The organism is Mycobacterium sp. NGS19 (assembly GCF_059813155.1).
This window is the reverse complement of the sequence record NZ_JCALEB010000002.1, coordinates 127458-147397: the sequence shown is the minus strand read 5'-3', so window position 1 is coordinate 147397 and position 19940 is coordinate 127458. Positions and strand designations below refer to the sequence as shown.

Genomic DNA, 19940 nt, shown 5'->3' with positions numbered 1-19940 from the left:
CATTCCGACCAGGATGCTCGAGGATCGTGATGTGCGCGCGGTGGGTCTATTCTCCGGCATAGGAGGCTTCGAGCTGGGACTCGCCCACGTCGGGATTGCTGTTGATCTTCTGTGCGAATCTTGGGGTCCGGCCGTGCAAACCTTGGGCAGCCGTTTTGAGGCTGATGTGGTCGGGGATATCTGTCAGCTTCGCGCATTACCGAAGTGCGACATAGTAACTGCGGGATTTCCCTGTACTGACCTCAGTCAAGTAGGCCGTAAGGAAGGCATTCACGGTGCTGAATCAGGCTTGATCCGTGAGGTTTTCAGGTTGATCGAGAAAGTGCCACCTCGGTGGCTCGTTCTGGAGAATGTGCCGAACATGCTCAGTCTGCATGGCGGCGCGCCGATAGAGCACATCGCACAGTGGCTTGATCATCACGGCTGGAATTGGGCGTACAGAACAGTCGATTCACAGTACTTTGGTGTTCGGCAACGGCGACGCCGTGTCTTCATTGTGGCGTCTCGCACGGAAGACCCGCGCACGGTCTTGTTTGCGGATGATGCGCCACGGCAGACGGCTGGAAAGCGTTTTGGCGCCTACGGCTTCTATTGGACTGAGGGGAACCGAGGTCTCGGGTGGGGTGACGGTGTGACTCCGACACTGAAAGGTGGTTCGAAGCTGGGTATCGCGTCGCCCCCCGGAGTGTGGCTCCACGGCCGGCCCGAAGGCACTGCGATTACACGTCCGAGCATTGAAGCCGGGGAACGGCTGCAGGGATTTCCCAGCGGCTGGACAGCCGGATCGGGCGCAGAAGGCGTGCGATGGAAGCTGGTTGGGAACGCCGTGACCGTCCCCGTCGTGAGGTGGGTTGGGCGTCGTTTGGTTCATCCAGGTCAGCCTGTCGACGTACCGCGTCAGTGTCTGTCCGAATTACAGCGGTGGCCAACGGCGGCTGCCGCCGTTGGGAGAAGTCGCGAGGCGTGGCGGTTGAGCGAGAGGCCTAGGCATGTTGCTGCCACGAGATCCCTTCAGTGGCTGCTGGCGAAGTACGGTGATTCGCCATTGAGTCTGGGGGCAACGAGGGGGTTCACTACACGCCTCAAGGCAAGCAGCCTCCGGTGCCGACCAGGATTCATCGACGCGTTGGATGCGCACATTCATGCGCTCGAGTCCTCCTGAGCCGCTTGATGACTCAATTCGTCGCCGAATGCAGCGCCAACGTCGACGAGATACCGCCCTTGAGGTTCAAATCCGAAAAGTATTGCACCGGGACGGATTTCGTTTTCGAGTCGACTATCGGCCAGAGAAGTCGTTGCGGTGTCGAGGGGATATCGTCTTTACCCGGTGGAAGGTCATCGTCTTCGTGGACGGCTGCTTCTGGCACGGATGTCCTATCCACGCGACCTCGCCGACCAACAATGCTGAGTGGTGGCGAAAGAAACTGAGTGCGAACGTCGAAAGAGACCGGCGAAACACCCAGGCCCTCGTGAATCTCGGGTGGACAGTGGTTCGCGTGTGGGAGCACGAAAAGCCGGACAAGGCCTCGGCGCGAATTAGGCAGGCACTATTGAAGGTGCAGTCAGCCTAGCTTGCCGCCTTGAACTCATTGAATCGTTCTGCGAGACGTTCTTTCGACGGTCGGTCGGCCGGTCGCTTGGGTAACGTCAACTTACGGCCATCCATCTCCTGCAGTCCGTGTTGGAGCATTGGGCCGTCGGTTTCGGACATCAGCTCGCCATTGATTCGGACCACGTAATCCGGTGAGATGCCAAGGAGGTTCGTGTCGTAGGCCGCGTGATGAATTTTACAGAGGCTTAGACCGTTGTCGATTGCAGGAACCCCATGGGGCTTGTGGTCACCGATGATGTGAGCGGCATCAAGAAGCTTCCCGTGCTTGAGCGCACAGACCGTGCATCGATGCTCGTACGCGAGCATGATGCGCCCGCGGAACTCCGGCTGGTGCAGCCTTTGTTTCATAGCTCTTTCGGCGTATGCGCGTTCAATTGGTTTCAGGTGGAGGGGATCAGAAACAGTCCGAAGGCTCTCATCCAGGGCGATCATGAAGCGGCGGTTGCCTATGTCATCTGCGATGACATAGGCAGGGAAAACCGGTACATAGATGCCGGCTTTGATCTTTCGCAGGAGGATGATCGGAAGGCCTAGCTCGTAGGCTCGACGCAATTTCAGATTGTCCCCGTCGGTGCTTCCCTTCCGATAGTCGTAAGCCAGAAGGGATTCAGAGACATTGGCATCTGCATATGGCCCATCAGGGCTGGAGACAATAGAAAGGGTGGCGAGCAGATCTCTTGGATTCCAGATGCCCCGGCTCTGGTCGATGAGGCGTCGGGTTTGATCACCGATCTGGAATGATTCAAGCTGGGCTCGGGTGACGACTCCTTGCTCAGCGACAAGCTCGGCAAGCCTGTTGAAGATAATCTCGCGGAGATGCAGCTCGCGGAGATGCAGCTCGACCGAACTTTCCATAATCGAAGCTTTGCATGCAGACATGGTTTCGGCAGAGGATTCGACGCGATGTTGTGTCGCCCGAACGCATGATCGGTAAGGCGGGCTGAAGACATCGGCATGTGCGAGTTGATCACTGCCGGGACTGCGGGCTAGCGGCTATAGGCGCATAGGCGGGCCTTGGTGGTCTTGATGATCATCCGCGCTATCGCGAGATTGCCGCAGGCCCCAATCGCGGCGCCGACTCCGAACGGAGCGGCTTTCCTAGCACAAGAATGCCAGTCTTGGACCCATACAGCGTGACGAAATTCCGTCCGAGAACCTTATTGAGAGTCCGGATGGTCTGAAGTGGAACCGCGTTTGCGATCGACTTACCCCAATAGCCGCCGGTTCGTTCAGCTATACGAGTGACAGTCGCCGCACCACTGCCTCCAGCTAGCACAGCAAGTATGAGGGCGCCATGTCACAAATCCTCACCGCGGCGTGGGAGCGCAGCCCCCAACCAGCCCTGGGGAGTTGTCCCAACTACCCATTCCTCGCCGCCTTCACCCGCTTCACTATCACGTCGATAAGGCGATCGTCCACGTCGAAATTGAGCAGCACTGGCTCAACCTCGAACGGCCCGCGCGCATACGGCGCCAACTCGTCAATGTCCTTCAGCCGCTTCAAATAATCATCGATGAAGTCTTCGTAGCCGTCGAGCGGAATGCTCATCAGATCCATGCAATTACGCATCAAGTCAGAGCACTCCGTCGGCACCTCCACGTCGCGGCACTGCTCCGCGAGCTCGAGGAACCGCTCGTGGTAGTCCATCAACCTGTTGGCCACCTGAACGATGCCGTCCGCATCGGCAGTGCTCTCATCCTCGGCTACGCCGAATACCTCCTTGAACGCAGGCGCTGACATCAAGGCTTCGACCAGGCCCGTCAGTCGCTGCAGCTCCTCCATCCGCGCCATGACGAAGTTGGCGACTTCGCTTCCCGTGCGAAGGCGCAGTACGGCACCGGGCGAGTAGCCGAGCCGGCAATCCCGCAACCGCGACTGCACAGCGGCCTGCCGCTGGACCAGAACCGAGCCGAACGCCACCCACCGCCAGCCCGGCTCCTTCTCGCTCAGCAGCCTTTCCAATTCCGCTGGCGTCCGTGCCAGCGCCGGCAGCTCGACCGCGGCGTGTTCGTCGTCCAAAGCACCACCAGCGAGCTCGTGTGTGATCGATTCGCCGAACAAATCGCTGCTCTGCCTACGTTGCGCTCTGCGACTCGCCAACTCCGCTCGGTAGGCGAGTTCGTCAGCCCGAAGCGCTGCCTCGGCCCGCTGAGCTAGAACCCTCCGCACGATCACGTACCCGGCAAAGATCACCCCGGCAAGCGCTGCCCCGGCGACGATCCACCAGAAAAACTCCACGATGAACGCGATGATTACGACCAGAGCGAAGAACGCGACACCAGCGCCGCTGCTGTCGTAGCGCGATCGACCCCTTGCCATCATGGCCGCAAGCTACTCCGGACGGCCGACAAAAACCGCACGCAAAGAATCGCCCCAATGCCACCATGAAGCTTGCCGAAAATAAGCCGTTCCAGTCTCTGGGAGACCTCGGAAAGCAATGGGGGAGCAGCGAAGGTGACGATCACGTCGACCGAGATCCCTCGGCTCGCCAACCGCGCTGAGCGGCGCGTCTACCAAGCTCTGCTCGAGCAACTTCAACCAGGCGACTTCATCGTTCCCAGCCAGCGCGTCACCGATCACCTCAAGGACCACGAGATCGACTTCGTCGTCGCAATCGAAGGCGCCGGCATCGTCTGTCTCGAGGTCAAGGGCGGCGAGGTCTGGCACGACGGCACCGGGTGGCGTCAATTCCGGGGCGACAAGCCGGTCGACATCGAACCCGTCCGTCAGGCTCGCGAAGCCTGCTACGCCTTGCGCGACTACGTCGAGAGCGACCCGCGCTGGACACAGGGACGGCTGCGTTGGGACCACGTCGTCGTCCTGCCCGACACCGAACTTCCCGAGGACTTCGCGTTACCCGAATGTCCTCGATGGAAGATCGTCGACCGACGCAGTATGCCCGCGATCGCGCACCAGTTGCGCCACGTCCTCATCCGCCAGGAGCTCGACCGGCCGCTGCTCACATCCGACGCCATTGCTCAGCTGCGAGTTGTTCTGAGCGGCAAGGGATTACCGCAACGTGATGTCGTCGCGCGTGCTCTCGCCAACGAAGATGCCGCCGATGCACTGACCGAACACCAGGCCGTCATCCTCGACGCCATCCGGCTGCTGAACCGCGTCGAAGTCCGCGGCGGCGCCGGCAGCGGCAAGACCTTCCTGGCGATGGAGCAGGCCCGCCGGCTGTCCCAACGCGGCCAGCGCGTCGCCCTCGTCTGCTACTCCCACGGACTGGCCTCGTACCTGCGGCGCGTCACCGAAGCCTGGCCGCGGCGTCAAAAGCCCGGGTACGTCGGCGAGTTCCACGCCCTCGGCATGCTGTGGGGTGCACCCGAAGGTCCCGACGAGGCAGTGCGCACCGACGAGACGGTGCAGTTCTGGGAACACGACTTGCCGCTTCAGATGGTCGAGCTGGCAACACAACTCGAGGCCGGCCACCGGTTCGACGCGATCGTCGTCGACGAGGCGCAGGACTTCGCCGACGCCTGGTGGGATCCGTTGCTCGCCGCGCTCAAAGACGAAGAGACCGGCGGCCTGTACGTCTTCACCGACGAAGGCCAGCGCGTCTTCAACCGGCACGGCTCACCACCGGTGCCACTCACGCCGCTGATCCTCGACCACAACCTGCGCAACACCCGCCAGATCGCCACCACGTTCCAGCCCCTGGTCGATCACCCGATGCGATTCCTCGGCGGCGACGGGCCGGCCGTCACCTTCATCGCATGCAGCCGCGACGAAGCCATGAACGTAGGCGACGACCAGATCGACGCGCTCCTCGAACAAGGTTGGCGCCCCGAGGATCTCGCGTTGCTGACCACCGGCAGCCGCCATCCCGAGCAAGTCGCCCGCCAAGCCAGCGGCAACACGGCGTACTGGGACACATTCTGGGACACCGATCAGGTGTTCTACGGCCATGTCCTCGGCTTCAAGGGCCTGGAGCGGCGCGCCATCGTGCTCATCGTCAACGAGGAGTCGCGCTTCGAGCGCTCCCGCGAACGCCTCTACGTCGGATTGTCCCGTGCCCGCGATCAACTCGTCGTCTGCGGCGACCCCGACTTCATCCGAGACGTCGGCGGTCCCGATCTCGCTCGCCGGCTCAACATTGCACAGTGAACTTCGCGGCCGTAACTTTTTCTCGACTTGTCGGCCCGGCGGTATAGACTGGCCCTGCTTCACGAGACACCGTCGCCAAGCTCCGACTTGACGGTGCGCCAACCCCACGCTCGTGGGTGGCTCGGATGACGAAGCGGCCTGCACCAACCGGTGCCGGCAAGAGCGCCTTCCTCACCGAAGGCCCGGTATGTCCGGGAGTGACCGTGAACTCGTCCTCGTCGAATCTGACTGCTGCCCAACATGACCGGGCGGTCGGCGCACTGGTCGGTACTGCCGCCGGCGACGCATTGGGCGCTGGGTATGAATTCGGTGGGCTCGTGCCGCCCGATCACTCGGTCGAGATGATCGGAGGAGGCCGTGGCCCTTTTCGGCCCGGCGAATGGACCGACGACACGTCGATGACGGTCGCAATCGCCGAATCATTGGCCGCTGGAGCCGATCTGCGCGACGAACGTTCGCTCGACGCCGTTGTCAAACGGTGGCACTGGTGGGCGCGCAACGCCATGGACGTCGACCCCCAAACGTGGGCAATCTTCCGTGCCCTGGGCCAGAGCGGCGCTACTGCCAACGCAGTCCGTCAAGCGGCCGCCGCGTTCGGGGCACGTCACGCCGCCAGCAGTGCGGTGCTGACCCGCGCGGCGCCTATCGCGCTGGGCTATCTCGACGATGAACGTGGGCTCGCGGCCGGAGCCCGTGCAATCAGCGGACTCACCCATCCCGACCCGGACTCCGCTGACGCCTGTGTGCTGTGGTCGGCTGCGATTCGCCACGCCGTGATGACCGGACAGCAGGATGTCCGAATAGGCCTGCGCCACATCGATTTGGTCGCCAAGACCTGTGGCGTTCACGCATCGAGGATGCGGAACGGGCACAACCTTCGGATTTCGCCGACGCCAACAGCCTTGTGGTGCCTGCGCTGCAGTGCGTGTGGTCGGCCATCGTCGCAACGCCGGTACCGACTGAGCACCCAGCCGCCCAAGTGTTCCGCGCCGATCATCTGCGGCTGGCCCTTGAAGCAGCGGTCCGTGCCGGCGGTGACACCGACACCGTCGGCTCTGCCGCAGGCGCGTTGCTCGGCGCCGTCTACGGGGTGTCGGCCGTGCCGTGGCAGTGGCGGCTGGCGTTGAAGGGCTGGCCCGGCCTCAACACCCACTGCCTCGCTCACCTCGCCACGAAGATCGTCGATCCCGAAGTCATCCGGAGGTTCGACTACAGCCACGGTGTGTACCGCGAACATCCGCGGCCGATGCGTCACCCGCGCGACGACTTCGTGTGGATCGGAGCTGCCGCTTCGCTGCCGAAGCTCCCCAAAGGAGTCGACGCCGTCGTCTCGTTGTGTCCGGTCGCCGACGGGCACATTCCGGCCGACGTAACACATCTCGATGTGCGGCTGGCTAGTGAAAGGGGCGCGAACGCCAACGTGGACTTCGTCCTCCTCGACACTGTGCGGGCTATTGAGCGACTTCGCGCCGACGGCCACGAGGTGTTCGTGCACGACATGACAGTGCAGAATCGTGCGCCCGCGGTCGCCACGTTGTACGGCTCACGACGCCGGAACATCGACATCTTCGAAGCGCTGCAGGACATTCGTGCGGTGTTACCCGGCGCTAATCCGAACCCGGAGCTCTGGTCGGCGTTGCGCCGACTGAGACCGCATCAGAACGCATTCGCGAGGAGCAGCCATGAATAACCCGTACGGTGGGCCGTTGAAGCCGTCAACGCAATGGTCGGCTCCGTATTCCAGTGGCTGGGGGCCCTACTGGGATGCGATGTACCGTCCGGCCATGGTGACAGCCTGGGTCGACTGGAAGCGTGGTTCCACTGGCGTGGAGGTCGCCCGCCGCTTCTGGGCCCAACGCGAATACCTTCGGCGCACATATGAATCCGTGTACGGCAACGACCCAGACGCATGGCCGTCACGGCACCCCGGTGTGGTGCTCGACGCAGTTTCTTCCATAGACCGTGCGGCCTGCCTGGGTTGCCAATGGTTCGATCCCAGCGGCCATGCGCCCTACGAGCGGGCGAAACGGCACGAGACGTCGCAAGGGGAGTTCCGCGGCTAGTCTGCCCTCGCGTCGGGCACCATGATGACGTGCCGCTTTCCGAGACAGCGCTGCTCAACGTGGCCGGTGATCTGGTCTACGCCAGGGGCGAAGACTACGTCCGTTATGTCCGAGGACTCCGGGTGACCGACGCTAAGGCCTACGCGTCGATCCAAGCCAACAATGTCTACACCGTGGAACTCGACTGGTCCGGTCCGCTACCCGACGGATCCTGTACCTGCCCCCACCATGCCGACGGCAACTTCTGCAAGCACATGGTCGCAACCGGACTAGCCGCGCTCGACACCGGACGCGTCGCCGTCGACGACACAACCACCGGTACGCCTGAGCCTGCGCTGGAAGCGGTAGTGCCTTGGCTTCCACATAGATGACGGTGAAATGGCCGACGACCTCGCGAGCGACGACCGAACTGACCGCTGACTTTCCGGTGCCCGGTGGACCGCACAAAAGCACACCGCGTCGTGCGCCGAGACCGTGTGCGTTGAGTACGTCGTGACGGTCGCGCACGGCGGTGACACCTAGGTCGACCTCAGTCCACACCTCGTCGGGGACGATGACGGTCTCGCGGGTCGCGGTCGACGGTAGGTCGACCACGTCGAACCGCAGTCCGTGCTCGAGGGTGGCGCGCACCGCCTGGCCACGGTACGGGTTCAGCACATTGGCACGCGCGGCCAGCCGGTCCAGCACAGCGCGGGCGTGCACCTGGTTGTCGGGCGCCACGTACGCGCTCACTTCGGCGGTGTGGATAACGCTTTCGCGCGCATCGACGTGAATGACGCATCCGGTGTCGTCAAGCGTCCCCGCGGGGAAATGCACCCGCAAGCAGAGCGGGTGCCGATGCTGCCGGCCGCCGATCTCGGTCTGCGTCCACGTCGGTGGAGACGTGTACTCGCCCGGACCGATCTCGCAGAGGTCAGCGTGCCTGTCGATCCACTCGGCCAGGGCCAGCGGAACGGTCAACCGGGATACGGAATTCAACTCGCGTTCCTCATCCAGGAGGTGGCTAGAGTCCGGGACGCTCAAGCAGCGGGCGGTGAACCTGTCTGCGCTTTCCGCGATTTCCCGTTCGACGACACCCACCAACAGCTCGCCGAGCGCTTGCAGCGCAGGGCGCACATCGGAGTCCAGGCCCTCGAGCCACGATTTGACGTCGGTGATCGGTCGGCGGAGCGGCTGGATCGTTCAATTCTTCGTCGGTGAGAGTCATCGGTGGGGTGGTCGTCGGGAAAGGGCAAGTCGAACAGAACTGCACCCGACCGCCACGCCGTCAACTGATTTATTGCGACTGGTAACGGCCAGTCGACCCGACGCGCCTCAGCGGCCAGTCAACTCATCGAGGGCGAATTCCATTGTCGCCGGCTCGTTTACACGAACCATGCCTTCATCGAGTGCCGAGACCCGTCGATAAACCTCACCGTCCGCGATCGCGGCCACGGTGTCGGTGTCATTCCCCGCGCGCACCGCGGCGTCCAGCGCTAGCCTGAGGTGTTCCGCGGCCACCGGGGGCCGGGGGCGTCCGGCAGAACTGTTCCGCCGGTGACGCCATCGCGGATTGCTGAGTGCGCGTGTGCCCGGCTCTTAGCGACAAGCGCGCACTGCACCACGCAATTGTCGCTAAGAGTCGGGCACAACGGTGTTCTCCTCCGACGCCGTTTTCGCGTCTGACCGAGACTACTCGCGACGCAACGCGATCGACTTCGCCACCTCACCATACCGCTCGAACCGCTCAGCATCGCCTAGCGCGTTGTACAACACCAGCCGCGTCGCGACATCCCCGTACTTCTGAATCAGTGCATCTGCCAGTCGATCCCACGTCGACTCGGTCGCGAACGTCGCGATGTGCTCGTCACTGACCTGCGCTGCCATCCCCGCGAAGTCGCCCGCCTTCTGCTTCTCGCGGATGCGCGCCGTCGTCCCCTCGAAGCCTGCCTCGTCCCAGATGAACGCATAGTTCGGCGTGCTGCCATAGAAGCTCATGCTGGCCCGCACCGCCTCACGCTCCCGGTGCCGTTCCTCGTCGGTGTCGCCGACGATCGTCATCACCGGCACGATCACCGCGATCTCCGACGGCAAGCGCCCCGACTTCGCCGCTCCCGCAGCCACATTCGGCACCACATGCCGCGCGATGTACCCCGGCTCGCCCAGCGGATGCACATGCACCCCATCCGCGACCTCACCCGCCATCCGCAGCATCCACGGATTTACCGCTGCCACATCGACTTTCGGGTCCGGTTCGTCTATCGGCCCCGCACTCCACTGCGGCGTGATGAAGTCGAGGTTGTAGAACTCGCCGTGGTGATCGAGCTTGCCGGTCCGGAACGCGCTGAAGCACGCCTTCACCGCCAGCACGTAGTCGCGCAGCCGCGGACCCGGATGCTCGAACTCCACGCCATAGCGCCGCACCACATGCGTGCGCACCTGCGTGCCGATGCCGAGCCGGAACTTGCCGCCCGTCGCCTCCTGCAGCTCCCATGCCGCCGCCGCCGTCACGAACGGACTGCGTGGAAACGCGACCGCGACACCGGTCGACAGCTCCAGGCCCGGCGCCGCCTGCGACGCCACGGCCGCGTTCAGATAAGGCGTCCGACCGGTCTCGGTGAACAGCAGACCCGAGAATCCTGCCTGCTGCGTCCGTCGGGCAAGCCCGCCGATCTGGTTCAACGGCTGCGGAATCGTCATCGCGTCGACCTGCACGGTGGAACAATACGCTCGGGCGGGGGTTTCGCAGGCGCGACGCCAGGGGTACTGGTCGCGCAGGGAGACGAGGGGGTGAGTCACCGTGAAGATCTCGAAGATCGTGGGAAGCGTGGTCGCGGCGGCCATGCTGATCAGCGCCAGTGCGACGGCGCCGGCCTCGGCGACCAGCAACATTCAGCGGTTCGGCGTGCGCGAGACGCTCAAAGACCCGAACGGCACGGAGATCGGCTACACGGTCACGGCGCTTACCCACAGCGCCGACGCCATCCCGTACCCGGTCGCCGGCCAGCTGTACGAAGCGACGGTGACCGCCGAATCGCTAGCCGGCACGGTCACCCCGATGATCGCGTTCTTCAACGCCCGCGCGGAAAACGGCGACAACTACCGCGCGCTCGCCGAAGTCTGGACACCCGACGGTATCGGCGGCGGCCCCTTGCCGCCGGGGGCCAGCACGACGGGCAAGATCTACTTCGACGTCGTCGGCGCCCCGCCCAACAGCGTCGTCTACAACAACGGCTTCGAAGACCTGCTGGGCTGGGTTCCGTAAGCCGCCCTAAGCCGACCGCAAGCGCTCCGCCAGCCCGGACGCCCGCACCACACGCCGCTGCACCGCAGCCCGCACCGCCGACTCGGAGCCGATCACCCGAACCCGGTTCTTCGCGCGCGTGACCGCGGTGTACAGCAGCTCGCGCGACAACAACCGCGAATCCTCTTGCGGCAGAAGCACCGTCACCTCATCGGCCTGACTGCCCTGGCTCTTGTGGATGGTCATCGCGTGCATCGTGTCGACATCTGACAGCCTGCCCGTCGCGAACTCGAGCCGCTCCGCGCCCGCGATCACCGCGCGCAGCACGCCGTCACGCACCACGGTGACGCCCGTGTCGCCGTTGTACAGCCCGAGCCCGTAGTCGTTGGCCGTCACCAGTACCGGCCGGCCCGCGTACCACGCCGACCAGATCGGCTCGCCCGTCGCCTCCGCCAGCCACCGCTCCACCTGACGGTTCCAGTACCGAACCCCGAACGGGCCGCGCCGGTGCGCGCACAGCAGCCGATGCTCGTCCAGCGCACGCAGCGCCTCGTTGGCATCACCCAGGATCGCCGCCTGACGAAGCCGAATCGCTTGCGGGACAACCACTTCGCGTAACGGCTCCGCCGGTTCGTCGGTCTCGATCCACTCGACGTGCTTGCCGCCCGCGCGCAACACCTCGACGACGTCGTCCGCATCTCCGGCGCGGATCGCCGACGCCAGCCTGCCGATCGACTTACCGAACCGGTGCGACCTCGTGAGCGCCGCAACCTTGGCCTCGCCGAGACCGTCGACCAAGTCGGCAAGCACCGCGCCCGCTTCCACCGACGCCAACTGGTCGGGATCGCCCACCAGGATCAGGCGCGCATCCGGACGCACCGCCTCCAGCAGCCGAGCCATCATGGTCAACGACACCATCGACGTCTCGTCGACCACGATCACCTCGTGCGGCAGGCGGTTTCCGCGGTGGTGGCGAAATCGCGCCGACGTGTCCGGACGGCTGCCCAACAGCCGGTGCAGTGTGGTTGCGTGCAGGCCCGACAGCGCCTGCTGGTCGGCCGGCTCGAGCTCGGCCACCTGGAGTTGCACGGCCTCTTGTAGCCGTGCCGCTGCCTTGCCTGTCGGTGCGGCCAAAGCGATCCGCAACCGCGTGCCGGCGGCAAGCAACGCCAACAACCGCGCCACCGTCGTCGTCTTGCCGGTCCCTGGGCCGCCCGTGAGCACCGTCAAGCCTTGCGAGAGCGCCACTTCCGCGGCGGCACGCTGCTCTTCGAAGCCCGCCGGGAACAAGCGCTCGATGGCGGCCGACACCGGCTTCAGTTCGGTCGACGTCATCGTGAGCACGTCGCGGCAGACCTGCTGCTCCTCGAGCCAGTAGCGGTCGAGATAGATCAGATCACCGTCGACGCGCAGGACCGGTGGCGACCCGGCCAGCGGGCTGGCCCTCACCGCCGCAAGCCACGCTTCGACGTCCGGCCACGGCAAGCCCTCGACCCCGACCTGCTGCTCGGCTGACCGCAGATCCAGGCATACCGAGCCGTTGCGCAAAGCCCGCACCGTCAACGCCACTGCCAATGCCACCGTTTCGTCGTGTTCGGATGTCAAGACGCAAAGACGCTGCGCGACATGGATATCCGACGATTCGATCACCTCGGCATCGCTGAACACCCGCAGCAGCCCCGTGGCGCTGCGGGCACGCCGCCACTCCACGCTCGTCATGCCGCCACCTCACCCGAATCAAGCAGATCGGACAGCGCCGTGACCAGCGCCGCGGGCGGCTGCCAGCTGAACACTCCTGCGGTGTGGCCGTCCACCACAGGCGTGTCCGGCCCGCACATGCCTCGCAGGAAGAGGTAGAGGACTCCGCCCAGATGCTGTTCGGGCGCATACCGGGGCAGTCGCCAGCGCAGAAACCGGTGCAGCACAACGCTGTACAGCAGCGCCTGCAGCGGATAGTCGGAATGCAGCATCGCCTCGACCAGCCGCGGGCGGGTGTAGTCGGCGGCCGTCAACGGCCGGCTCGGGTCACCCAGCCAGTTGGTCTTGTAGTCGACGACCACGAACCGGCCGGCGACGCGCAGCACCGCGTCCACCGAACCCGACAGGTAGCCCCTCAGCGGCTGACTGCCCAGTGCCGCTTCGGCCAACCGGTCGGCATACGAGGCCAGCGGATCATCGGTGGGCAGATACGCCCGCAGCAGCTCGCCGACGTCGCGAAGCCGGATCTCCGGTGCGGCAGTGCGCAAATCGCCGCCGGCCAAAGGGAATTCGAATTCCATCTCCCTCATCCGGTCCTTCAGGCCGATCTGCCGCAGCGTCGACCCGTCCACCAGCGGGCCGAGCGGAGTGTCGTGCAAGGGGACCATCGCGGCCGCCATCTCGGATGCCGGCACGTCGACCGGCCACCACACCGCGTGCTCTTGAATCCGTGCCTCCAATTCAGCGGCCAGGTCAGCTGCGAACGGGTCGGCCGTCTCCAGCACAGCGTGCACCGACGTGCCGAACTTCGCGCCCGTCGGCAGCTCCGCCATGGGCGACGGCACGTCCGCGCCAGCGGCCGCCGACACCAACGGAATCTCCGCGACCTCGTCGTCGAGTTCGACCACTTCCGGCTCACTGCTCACCGGAGACGACTCGGCGGCGCGGATCAACCCCGAATACGACGTCCGCCGCCACGACGTGTCGATGGACCGGTGGAAGTGCCGCACCCCGAGGTGGGACGGCGCCTTCTGTGGTGGCAACGCAGGCACCGGCCGCACTACCGACTCCTCGACGACCGGACCTCCGGCCGCCTCCCACTCCTTGAACCGCACGAGTGCGTCGTCGTCCGAAAGTTTGTCAGGCACGCAGCGATTCGGCACCAGTGGCTCGCCTGGATTGCGACCTCGCAGCAGCCGCGACAGCCCGCCGTTCGGCTCGTCTTTCGACGGCGCCCACCACGCGACCACCTGAGCCTGCGCGCGCGTCATCGCCACATACGTCAACCGGCTGTCGTCGCTGGCGTCTTCAGCGCGACCCAGCCGCGACACCGCGGTGAAGTCTGGGCTGTCGCTGCCGCCGATGTGCAGGCAGCGGGTGTCGCCGTCGTGGTAGAGCACGATTTCGCGGGTCCGCACGTTGCGGTTGAACGCGAACGGCAGATACACCACCGGGAACTGCAAACCCTTGGCCACCCATACGGTCATGATCTGCACCGCGGCGGCGTCATTGTCGAGCCGACGCGAGCGTTCTTTTGCGCCGCTTCTCTCCTCGCGTTGGCTGCGCAGCCAATCGCGCAGCGCGGGCAGGCTGAAGTGCTCGCGGTGCGCCGCCTCCTGCAGCAACTGGGTCATGTGTGCGAGGTCGGTCATCAGCCGTTCGCCGCGCTGCCAGGACAGCACCCGGTCGCTCATCCCGTTGCGCTGGGCCGCTTCGAAGATCGCGGCGACACCGCGTTCGCGGGCATGACCGGCCCACTCCCGCAACGTCTCTGCGACCTCGTCGGTGAGGTGGTCACCGCCGTCGGCGAGCTCGTCGGCGGTCTTGCCGAAGAACATGGTCGCCGCGGCGGCGCGAACCATGCCCGAGCGGTGCGGCTGATCGAAAGCCTCTAGTAGACACAGCCAGTCCTCGGCGGCTTCGGAGGTGAAGATGTCGGTGTCACCGGTGTAGACCGCCGCGATGCCCGCGTCGCACAGGGCCCGGTAGCAAGCGCGAGCGTCTTTGTGGTTCTCGACGATCACCGCGATGTCGCGCGCCTCGATCGGGCGGCCGTCGAACGTGGCACCACTGGCCAGCAGATGGCCGACGTCAGCGGCAAGGTCGCGGGGGATGTGGTCGCGCAGTTCGGCGATCGGCAGTACCTTGATTCCGCTGCGGCCCAACGTTTCTCGGCGCACGACGCGGAGCCGGAACGGGTTACCGGCGCCGTTCAAACGTGATCCTTGGTGATGAGCGTCGACCTTGTGCACGACGATCCGCGGGTCACCGAGCTGCGCGCCACCCAGCACGGCTTGCAGCCGCTGCACCAGCGCGCCGTCGCTGCGCCAGTTCTTGCCGAGCGTCATCCTGGTGCCCGCTGTCTCGGCCGCCTTCAGATACGTGACGATGTCTCCGCCGCGAAACGCGTAGATTGCCTGCTTCGGGTCGCCGATGAGGATCAGCGTGGAGCGTCCTGTGAATGCGCGGTCGATCACCTTCCATTGCACCGGGTCGGTGTCCTGGAACTCGTCGACCATCACGATCGGCCAGCGGTGATGCATCCGCGCTCGAGCCGGCGAATCGTCGGCGTACAGGGCGTCAGCGAGCCGGCTCAGCAGGTCGTCGTAGCCCAGAATTGCCTTGCGGCGCTTGCGGATTTCGAGTTCCTCCAGAACGTCCTTGGCGAACCTAATACACACCGCGGCGCGCGAATCGGGATCGGGGTCTGCGGGCCTTAGCTCGGTAGCGTGGTTCTTCACCACCTCACGTGCGAGCTCCAGGGCGTCGGCGTGGCTGAGCAGCGGGTCGTCGCGCTCGTTGCCGAAGTGGCGCAAATACAGATCGTCGACGATCTCGGTGACCAGCTCGTCGAGGCTTTCCACCAGCGTGACGCCGGAGTCCGTGTCGCCGGCCACGCCCAGCGACCTGAGCACCATCTGACAGAACTGGTGCGTGGTGGCGATGGTCGCTGCGTCGAAGGCAGCCAGCGCGTCGCGCAGCCGTCCTTTCCGCTGGTTTCGCTCTTCGTCAGTTCCAGTGACCAGGTGCTCGATCACTTGGTTGTCACCGATACGGGTCGGATCGTCGAAAGCGGCTACGGCGTCGACGATTTGGCACCGCACGCGGTCGCGCAGCTCCTGGGTGGCAGCGCGCCCGAAGGTGATCAACAGCATCTGGTCGAGCGTCGCTACACCCTCGGCGATGTACCGCGTGACCAGACCGGCCAGCGCGAACGTCTTGCCCGTACCCGCGCTGGCTTCCAGCACCGTAGTCGAACACGGTGCGGGCAGCGGACCCAGCAGGTCGAAAGGATCCATCAGACAAGCGCTCTCAACAGTGGCAGCCACAGTCGTTGCGCGTACTCGTCGAGGCCTCTCGCGAGGAGGTCCCTGAGCCAGGCGTCCTCACCGAACGCGCGGACGTGCGCCGGGTCGGCATACTCACCGGGATAGCGGTCGGAGCGCCACCGATAGCCGGCTGCGCGCTGCGGGTCGTCGTGGCTGTGCACGGCCGCTGCCCAGGCGTAAGACGTTTTGACCGGCAGCGGCAGCGGTTTACGGCGGCCCTCGTCGTACATGGCGACGAGGTCTTTCAGCAGTTTCAAGGCGGTGTCGGCCGGCCCGGTCAGCTCATCGGTTTTCGGTGTGGTGCCCCGCTTCGGGCGACCGACGCAGATTGCCGCCCACTCTGACTGCGGAGCGTGAGCGACGAGCGCCAGCAACGGGATCCACGACTGCATCAGGTGGCGGCCGTCGAGCTTCGAGTACGTCACCGACACGAGCCGATTCCCGTAGACGGGTGAGACCGTGCCCGTCAGGCGCCGGCCGTCGTCGAGATGGATGTCGACGTCGACCGCGCTGGGCTCTGCGTGTCGATATGGCCGGGCGGTCTCAGCCAACAGCGCGGCCTGGTCGCGAATCTCGGTGGCCTTACGCCAACCCAGCCGACCTGGCGGCAGGGTGCCGCGGCGCCATTCGGCATGCCGGGCCTGGTCGGGGTCCATGCCGTTGAGCATGTCGTGCAGCATCCGGTCGCCGACCGTCCACTCCTCGAGCGCGTTGATGTCGACGGGCATGGCGTCCTCGACGCCGTCGACCTCCCACGGCAGCGTGAAGTCGAGTGCCCTGAAGAATCCCTTCACCGGATCTTTGAAGAAGGCGACGAGGTCGGCGAGCACGACGTAGTCGGGTACTGGCTCGGGAAGGGGGCCGTCGATGAACGGTGGACGTGGGTGCCGGTCCGCCGCGCGGGCGTGGGCGGCGTTGAGGACGGTGGGGTCGAAGGTGAACGGTTCGTCGGGGATCAATCTGCCAGGGATCACGTTGCGAGTGTCGAAGGGCTGCAACGGATGCTTGACGACGACGTCGTGGCGCACGTGGCGTTCCGTCGTCATGTCGAGGGTGTCGAGCAGTTCGGCCAGTGGCACTGCGGGCGGCCGCTCCTGCCCCGAGTATTCGTTGGCGCCGGTGTAGGTGATGACCAGCTTCTCGGTGGCCGCGCCGATTGCGTCGAGCAGCAGTTGGCGGTCTTCCGAACGGATGTCCCGCTCGCCGGTCATCGGGTTGCGGGCGAGCGCGTCGTCGCCGTCGACCACACCTTGGCGCGGAAACACGCCGTCGTCCAGTCCGACGAGGCACACGACCCGGTGGGGCACTGAGCGCATTGGCACCATCGTGCAGACGGTCAGCGTGCCGGTGCGGAAGTTCGCGCGTGTGGGGCGTCCGGCGAGGTGGCGTTGCAGGATTGCTTTGACGTCCGGCAGTCGCATCGGTGTGTCCGTGCGATCTCCGGCGTGGGTCAGCACGCCGCCGAATTCGCGCTGCAGCTGGCTGGTCTGCCAGACATCGTCGTCGCCGACTCGGGTGAGCAGTTCGATGGCTTCCGTGAGATCGGTCAACCACTCGTTCAATGGCTTTGTGCCGCTGAGATTTTCGACGGCATGCCTGAGGCGGTCGATGTATTCGGCCAGCTGGCCGGCGAGTTCGACGCGGTTGCTGCTGACGTCGTCGAGCGGCAGGGTGGCCTCGAGCCAGGCGCGTGAGTCGTCGGACATGGCGACACCGGCGAGCACGCGGTCGATGCCGAATTGCCATGTGTTCTGGACGAAGTCGACGCCGAACGGCTGGCGATGCACGCGGTCGAAGCCCCACCGGATGTTGGCCTGGCGCACCCAGCGAGTGATGTCTTCGAGGCTGTCGTCGGTAAAGCCGAACCTGGCTCTTACCGGCGCGGCTTGTGCGAGGTTGAGCACTTCGGTGGCGGTGGCCCTGCCGCCGGCGAGTTCCAGGAGTTGGGACGCGACGCCGAGCAGCGGGTTGGTTTGCGTCAGCGCGCGGTCGGCGAGCTTGACGCGCAGCTGGTGTGCGGGATGGACGCCCTTGATCATGTCGCCGAGGCCGAAGCCCGCGACGATCAGCGGTGCGTAGGTCTCGATGTCCGGGCACATCACGAGGATGTCCCGCGGCTCCAGCGTCTTGTCGTCTTGGAGCAGGCCGAGTAAGACTTCGCGGAGCACGTCGATTTGGCGGGCCGCCCCATGGCAGCTGTGGACCTGGATGCTGCGGTCGTGTGTGGTGTGTCTGCGCCCTTCGGGCCTGATGGCGTTGGCGGTGATGTCTTGCTGCAGCCAGCCGAGCAGCGTGTCGGGTTTGGTTGTGCCGCCCAGATATTCGTCGGTGTGAGGCTCCGGCAGGTTGCGTTGGAGCTCACGGAGGTCGCGGCCGAGTGTGGCCAGCAGCGGGTGCTCGACGTGGCGGTGGCTGGTGTCGTCTTTTCTCAGGATGGGGCCGTGGTGGTCTTGGAGCTTGTGCCAGAGGTCGTCGCTGGGGTGCGGCAGCCACAGGTGAAGGTCGTGATGGGTGGCTAGCGCTTGCAGCAGCTCGACATCGGTGATCGCCAGCCGGGTGTGGCCGAACAGTGAGAGTCTTTGCGGAAGGTCAGTAGGCGACTCCTGCAGCCGCGCAACGGTTTTGGCGTGCCTGATGTGCGGTGGGTCGGCGTCGATGCGGTGGACGAGTGCGCGCCACAGTTCGGGTTGCCAGCTGAGGTCTCGGTCGAGGCCTTCGGTGGTGCCGCGGAGCCACGCTTCGAGCAGGTGTGGGCGTTGGCGGGCGTAAGAGGCGAAAAGCCCCGCGAGGCGTCGGGCGACGGCGTAGCGCCGGCCCTGTCTGAGTTCCTTTTCTTCGCCGCAGGCGAAGTGGCCGAGGTGGGTGGCGAGCGTCGTGCACCACGGCTCGTCGAGGCTTCGGTCGACAACGTCGAGCAGGGGCCACACCGTCGCGTCGGGGGACCAGGGGTCGTCGTCGACGGTGTTGGTGATCTCCGCGATCAGCGACTGCGGGTTGCGGAACGCGATGCCGGCGCAGACACCGTCGGATTCGTGGGCGCGGCCGAGGATGTGGGACAGGCGCTGGCTGAGCCAGCGTTCGACGCCCTTGGCGGGGACGATGACGAGCTCCTCGGCGAACGGGTCGGGGAGCGGGTCGGACAGCAGCTTGCCGAGGCCGTCAGCTAGGAGGTCGGTGCGCTCGGCACGGTGGAGATGAAGCATTGACGGTCACGATATGCTGCGGCACCGACATCGCGGTGGTAGCAATTCTGCTACCCTCGGCGCTGTGGCCACGATCCCGCAGAAGGAACTCCGCAACAACGTCGCCGAGGTGCTGCGTCGCGCCGAGGCTGGCGAGGAGCTGACGATAACGGTTGCCGGCAGACCGGTGGCTCGGCTCGGGCCCACTCGGCACCGGCGATGGGTTACCGGCCCGGCGCTGCAGGCCATCTGGCGCACAGCCCCTCCGCAGACACTGGAGCATGATCTCGAGCGACTTCCTGCCTCGCTGGTCGATCCGTTCGAGTAGCGATGCGTGCGCTTCTCGACACCTCCGTGCTCGTCGGTGAGGCAGCGCCGAATGGTGTCGAGGCGGCGATCAGCGTCGCTTCTATCGCAGAGCTGTATTTCGGTGTGTTGGTCGCTATTGATGACGACGAACGCGCCCGCCGTGCGGTCCGGCTTGGAGCGATTGAAGCCACGTTCGACCCGCACCCGATCACAGATGATGTGGCCCGCGAATGGGGCCGGCTGTCAGCCGCCGTAATGAACCGTGGCGGCCAGCCGCGTCGGCGTGCGGTCGACCTCGCAATCGCCGCAACCGCAAACGTCCTCGGTGTCCCGCTACTTTCGTTCAACGTTGGCGACTTTCGCATCATCAGCGACCTCGTGGATGTTCGTCGTCCAACTGAAGTCGAGAGCTAG

The 19940-nt window shown here is 65.3% G+C and carries 16 protein-coding genes, 1 pseudogene and 1 riboswitch; of the genes and pseudogenes, 11 read left to right on the top strand and 6 right to left on the bottom strand.

Annotated elements, in window-relative coordinates; translation table 11 throughout:
• The first annotated feature begins 13 nt into the window (after positions 1-13).
• Positions 14-1162 carry a DNA cytosine methyltransferase gene (locus AC5Y4N_RS06145; protein WP_499906364.1) on the top strand — a complete coding sequence of 383 codons (1149 nt, stop codon included), beginning with the start codon at positions 14-16 and terminating at the stop codon, positions 1160-1162.
• On the top strand, positions 1131-1571 hold the full coding sequence (locus tag AC5Y4N_RS06140) for a very short patch repair endonuclease (RefSeq protein ID WP_499940470.1): 441 nt from the start codon (positions 1131-1133) through the stop codon (positions 1569-1571). Before AC5Y4N_RS06145 ends, AC5Y4N_RS06140 begins: the two co-directional genes overlap by 32 nt.
• Here the strand turns inward: AC5Y4N_RS06140 and AC5Y4N_RS06135 are convergent.
• Positions 1568-2467 carry an HNH endonuclease gene (locus AC5Y4N_RS06135; protein ID WP_499906090.1) on the bottom strand — a complete coding sequence of 300 codons (900 nt, stop codon included), beginning with the start codon at positions 2465-2467 and terminating at the stop codon, positions 1568-1570. The two genes, AC5Y4N_RS06140 and AC5Y4N_RS06135, sit on opposite strands and share 4 nt — an antisense overlap.
• 504 nt (positions 2468-2971) lie before the next feature.
• Positions 2972-3934, bottom strand: a complete 963-nt coding sequence (locus AC5Y4N_RS06130) for a hypothetical protein (protein ID WP_499906093.1) — start codon at positions 3932-3934, stop codon at positions 2972-2974.
• A gap of 132 nt (positions 3935-4066) precedes the next feature.
• Here AC5Y4N_RS06130 and AC5Y4N_RS06125 point away from each other — a divergent pair, with 132 nt between their 5' ends.
• The 6 genes and pseudogenes from AC5Y4N_RS06125 (at position 4067) to AC5Y4N_RS06100 (ending at position 8985) form a co-directional block, all read left to right on the top strand.
• Positions 4067-5722, top strand: coding sequence for an NERD domain-containing protein (locus AC5Y4N_RS06125; protein ID WP_499906095.1), 1656 nt, complete (start codon positions 4067-4069; stop codon positions 5720-5722).
• Positions 5723-5779: 57 nt separating this feature from the next.
• Positions 5780-5891, top strand: a riboswitch (SAM riboswitch).
• Positions 5848-6462 (top strand): annotated as a pseudogene (locus AC5Y4N_RS06120) (ADP-ribosylglycohydrolase family protein); the annotation flags it as partial. (Overlaps the previous riboswitch by 44 nt.)
• An 8-nt stretch (positions 6463-6470) precedes the next feature.
• Complete coding sequence (locus AC5Y4N_RS06115; RefSeq protein ID WP_499906098.1) at positions 6471-7412, top strand: ADP-ribosylglycohydrolase family protein; 942 nt, start codon at positions 6471-6473, stop codon at positions 7410-7412.
• Positions 7405-7785 (top strand): hypothetical protein, encoded by a 381-nt coding sequence (locus AC5Y4N_RS06110; RefSeq protein ID WP_499906100.1) that lies wholly within the window; start codon positions 7405-7407, stop codon positions 7783-7785. The genes AC5Y4N_RS06115 and AC5Y4N_RS06110 overlap by 8 nt, the downstream gene beginning before the upstream one ends.
• Before the next feature lie 29 nt (positions 7786-7814).
• On the top strand, positions 7815-8156 hold the full coding sequence (locus AC5Y4N_RS06105; protein WP_499906103.1) for an SWIM zinc finger family protein: 342 nt from the start codon (positions 7815-7817) through the stop codon (positions 8154-8156).
• 238 nt (positions 8157-8394) lie between these two features.
• Positions 8395-8985 (top strand): hypothetical protein, encoded by a 591-nt coding sequence (locus AC5Y4N_RS06100; RefSeq protein WP_499906105.1) that lies wholly within the window; start codon positions 8395-8397, stop codon positions 8983-8985.
• 471 nt (positions 8986-9456) lie between these two features.
• Here the strand turns inward: AC5Y4N_RS06100 and AC5Y4N_RS06095 are convergent, their stop codons facing one another.
• Positions 9457-10479: a TIGR03617 family F420-dependent LLM class oxidoreductase gene (locus AC5Y4N_RS06095; protein WP_499906111.1), complete on the bottom strand. Its 1023-nt coding sequence runs from the start codon at positions 10477-10479 to the stop codon at positions 9457-9459.
• Between the two features lie 85 nt (positions 10480-10564).
• On the opposite strand from AC5Y4N_RS06095, the gene AC5Y4N_RS06090 reads away from it, so the two are divergent.
• Positions 10565-11029: a DUF1942 domain-containing protein gene (locus AC5Y4N_RS06090; protein WP_499906114.1), complete on the top strand. Its 465-nt coding sequence runs from the start codon at positions 10565-10567 to the stop codon at positions 11027-11029.
• A gap of 6 nt (positions 11030-11035) precedes the next feature.
• Here the strand turns inward: AC5Y4N_RS06090 and recD are convergent, their stop codons facing one another.
• Genes recD through recC form a run of 3 tightly spaced genes read right to left on the bottom strand, consistent with a single transcriptional unit; the run spans position 11036 to position 19238 of the window.
• Complete coding sequence (recD, locus tag AC5Y4N_RS06085) at positions 11036-12727, bottom strand: exodeoxyribonuclease V subunit alpha (protein ID WP_499906118.1); 1692 nt, start codon at positions 12725-12727, stop codon at positions 11036-11038.
• Positions 12724-16005 carry an exodeoxyribonuclease V subunit beta gene (recB, locus tag AC5Y4N_RS06080; RefSeq protein WP_499906120.1) on the bottom strand — a complete coding sequence of 1094 codons (3282 nt, stop codon included), beginning with the start codon at positions 16003-16005 and terminating at the stop codon, positions 12724-12726. The genes recD and recB overlap by 4 nt, the downstream gene beginning before the upstream one ends.
• Entirely contained in the window at positions 16005-19238 is a 3234-nt protein-coding gene (recC, locus tag AC5Y4N_RS06075; protein ID WP_499906122.1) for an exodeoxyribonuclease V subunit gamma, read from the bottom strand. The genes recB and recC overlap by 1 nt, the downstream gene beginning before the upstream one ends.
• 64 nt (positions 19239-19302) lie before the next feature.
• On the opposite strand from recC, the gene AC5Y4N_RS06070 reads away from it, so the two are divergent.
• Entirely contained in the window at positions 19303-19545 is a 243-nt protein-coding gene (locus tag AC5Y4N_RS06070) for a type II toxin-antitoxin system Phd/YefM family antitoxin (RefSeq protein WP_499906124.1), read from the top strand.
• A gap of 2 nt (positions 19546-19547) precedes the next feature.
• Positions 19548-19940: a PIN domain-containing protein gene (locus AC5Y4N_RS06065; protein WP_499906126.1), complete on the top strand. Its 393-nt coding sequence runs from the start codon at positions 19548-19550 to the stop codon at positions 19938-19940.

Coding starts and splice junctions, on each gene's coding strand:
- recB (WP_499906120.1), bottom strand. CDS start 16,005: ATGGATCCTTTCGACCTGCTGGGTCCGCTGCCCGCACCGTGTTCGACT.
- AC5Y4N_RS06140 (WP_499940470.1), top strand. CDS start 1,131: ATGCGCACATTCATGCGCTCGAGTCCTCCTGAGCCGCTTGATGACTCA.
- AC5Y4N_RS06110 (WP_499906100.1), top strand. CDS start 7,405: ATGAATAACCCGTACGGTGGGCCGTTGAAGCCGTCAACGCAATGGTCG.
- AC5Y4N_RS06135 (WP_499906090.1), bottom strand. CDS start 2,467: ATGGAAAGTTCGGTCGAGCTGCATCTCCGCGAGCTGCATCTCCGCGAG.
- AC5Y4N_RS06130 (WP_499906093.1), bottom strand. CDS start 3,934: ATGATGGCAAGGGGTCGATCGCGCTACGACAGCAGCGGCGCTGGTGTC.
- AC5Y4N_RS06065 (WP_499906126.1), top strand. CDS start 19,548: ATGCGTGCGCTTCTCGACACCTCCGTGCTCGTCGGTGAGGCAGCGCCG.
- recD (WP_499906118.1), bottom strand. CDS start 12,727: ATGACGAGCGTGGAGTGGCGGCGTGCCCGCAGCGCCACGGGGCTGCTG.
- recC (WP_499906122.1), bottom strand. CDS start 19,238: ATGCTTCATCTCCACCGTGCCGAGCGCACCGACCTCCTAGCTGACGGC.
- AC5Y4N_RS06145 (WP_499906364.1), top strand. CDS start 14: ATGCTCGAGGATCGTGATGTGCGCGCGGTGGGTCTATTCTCCGGCATA.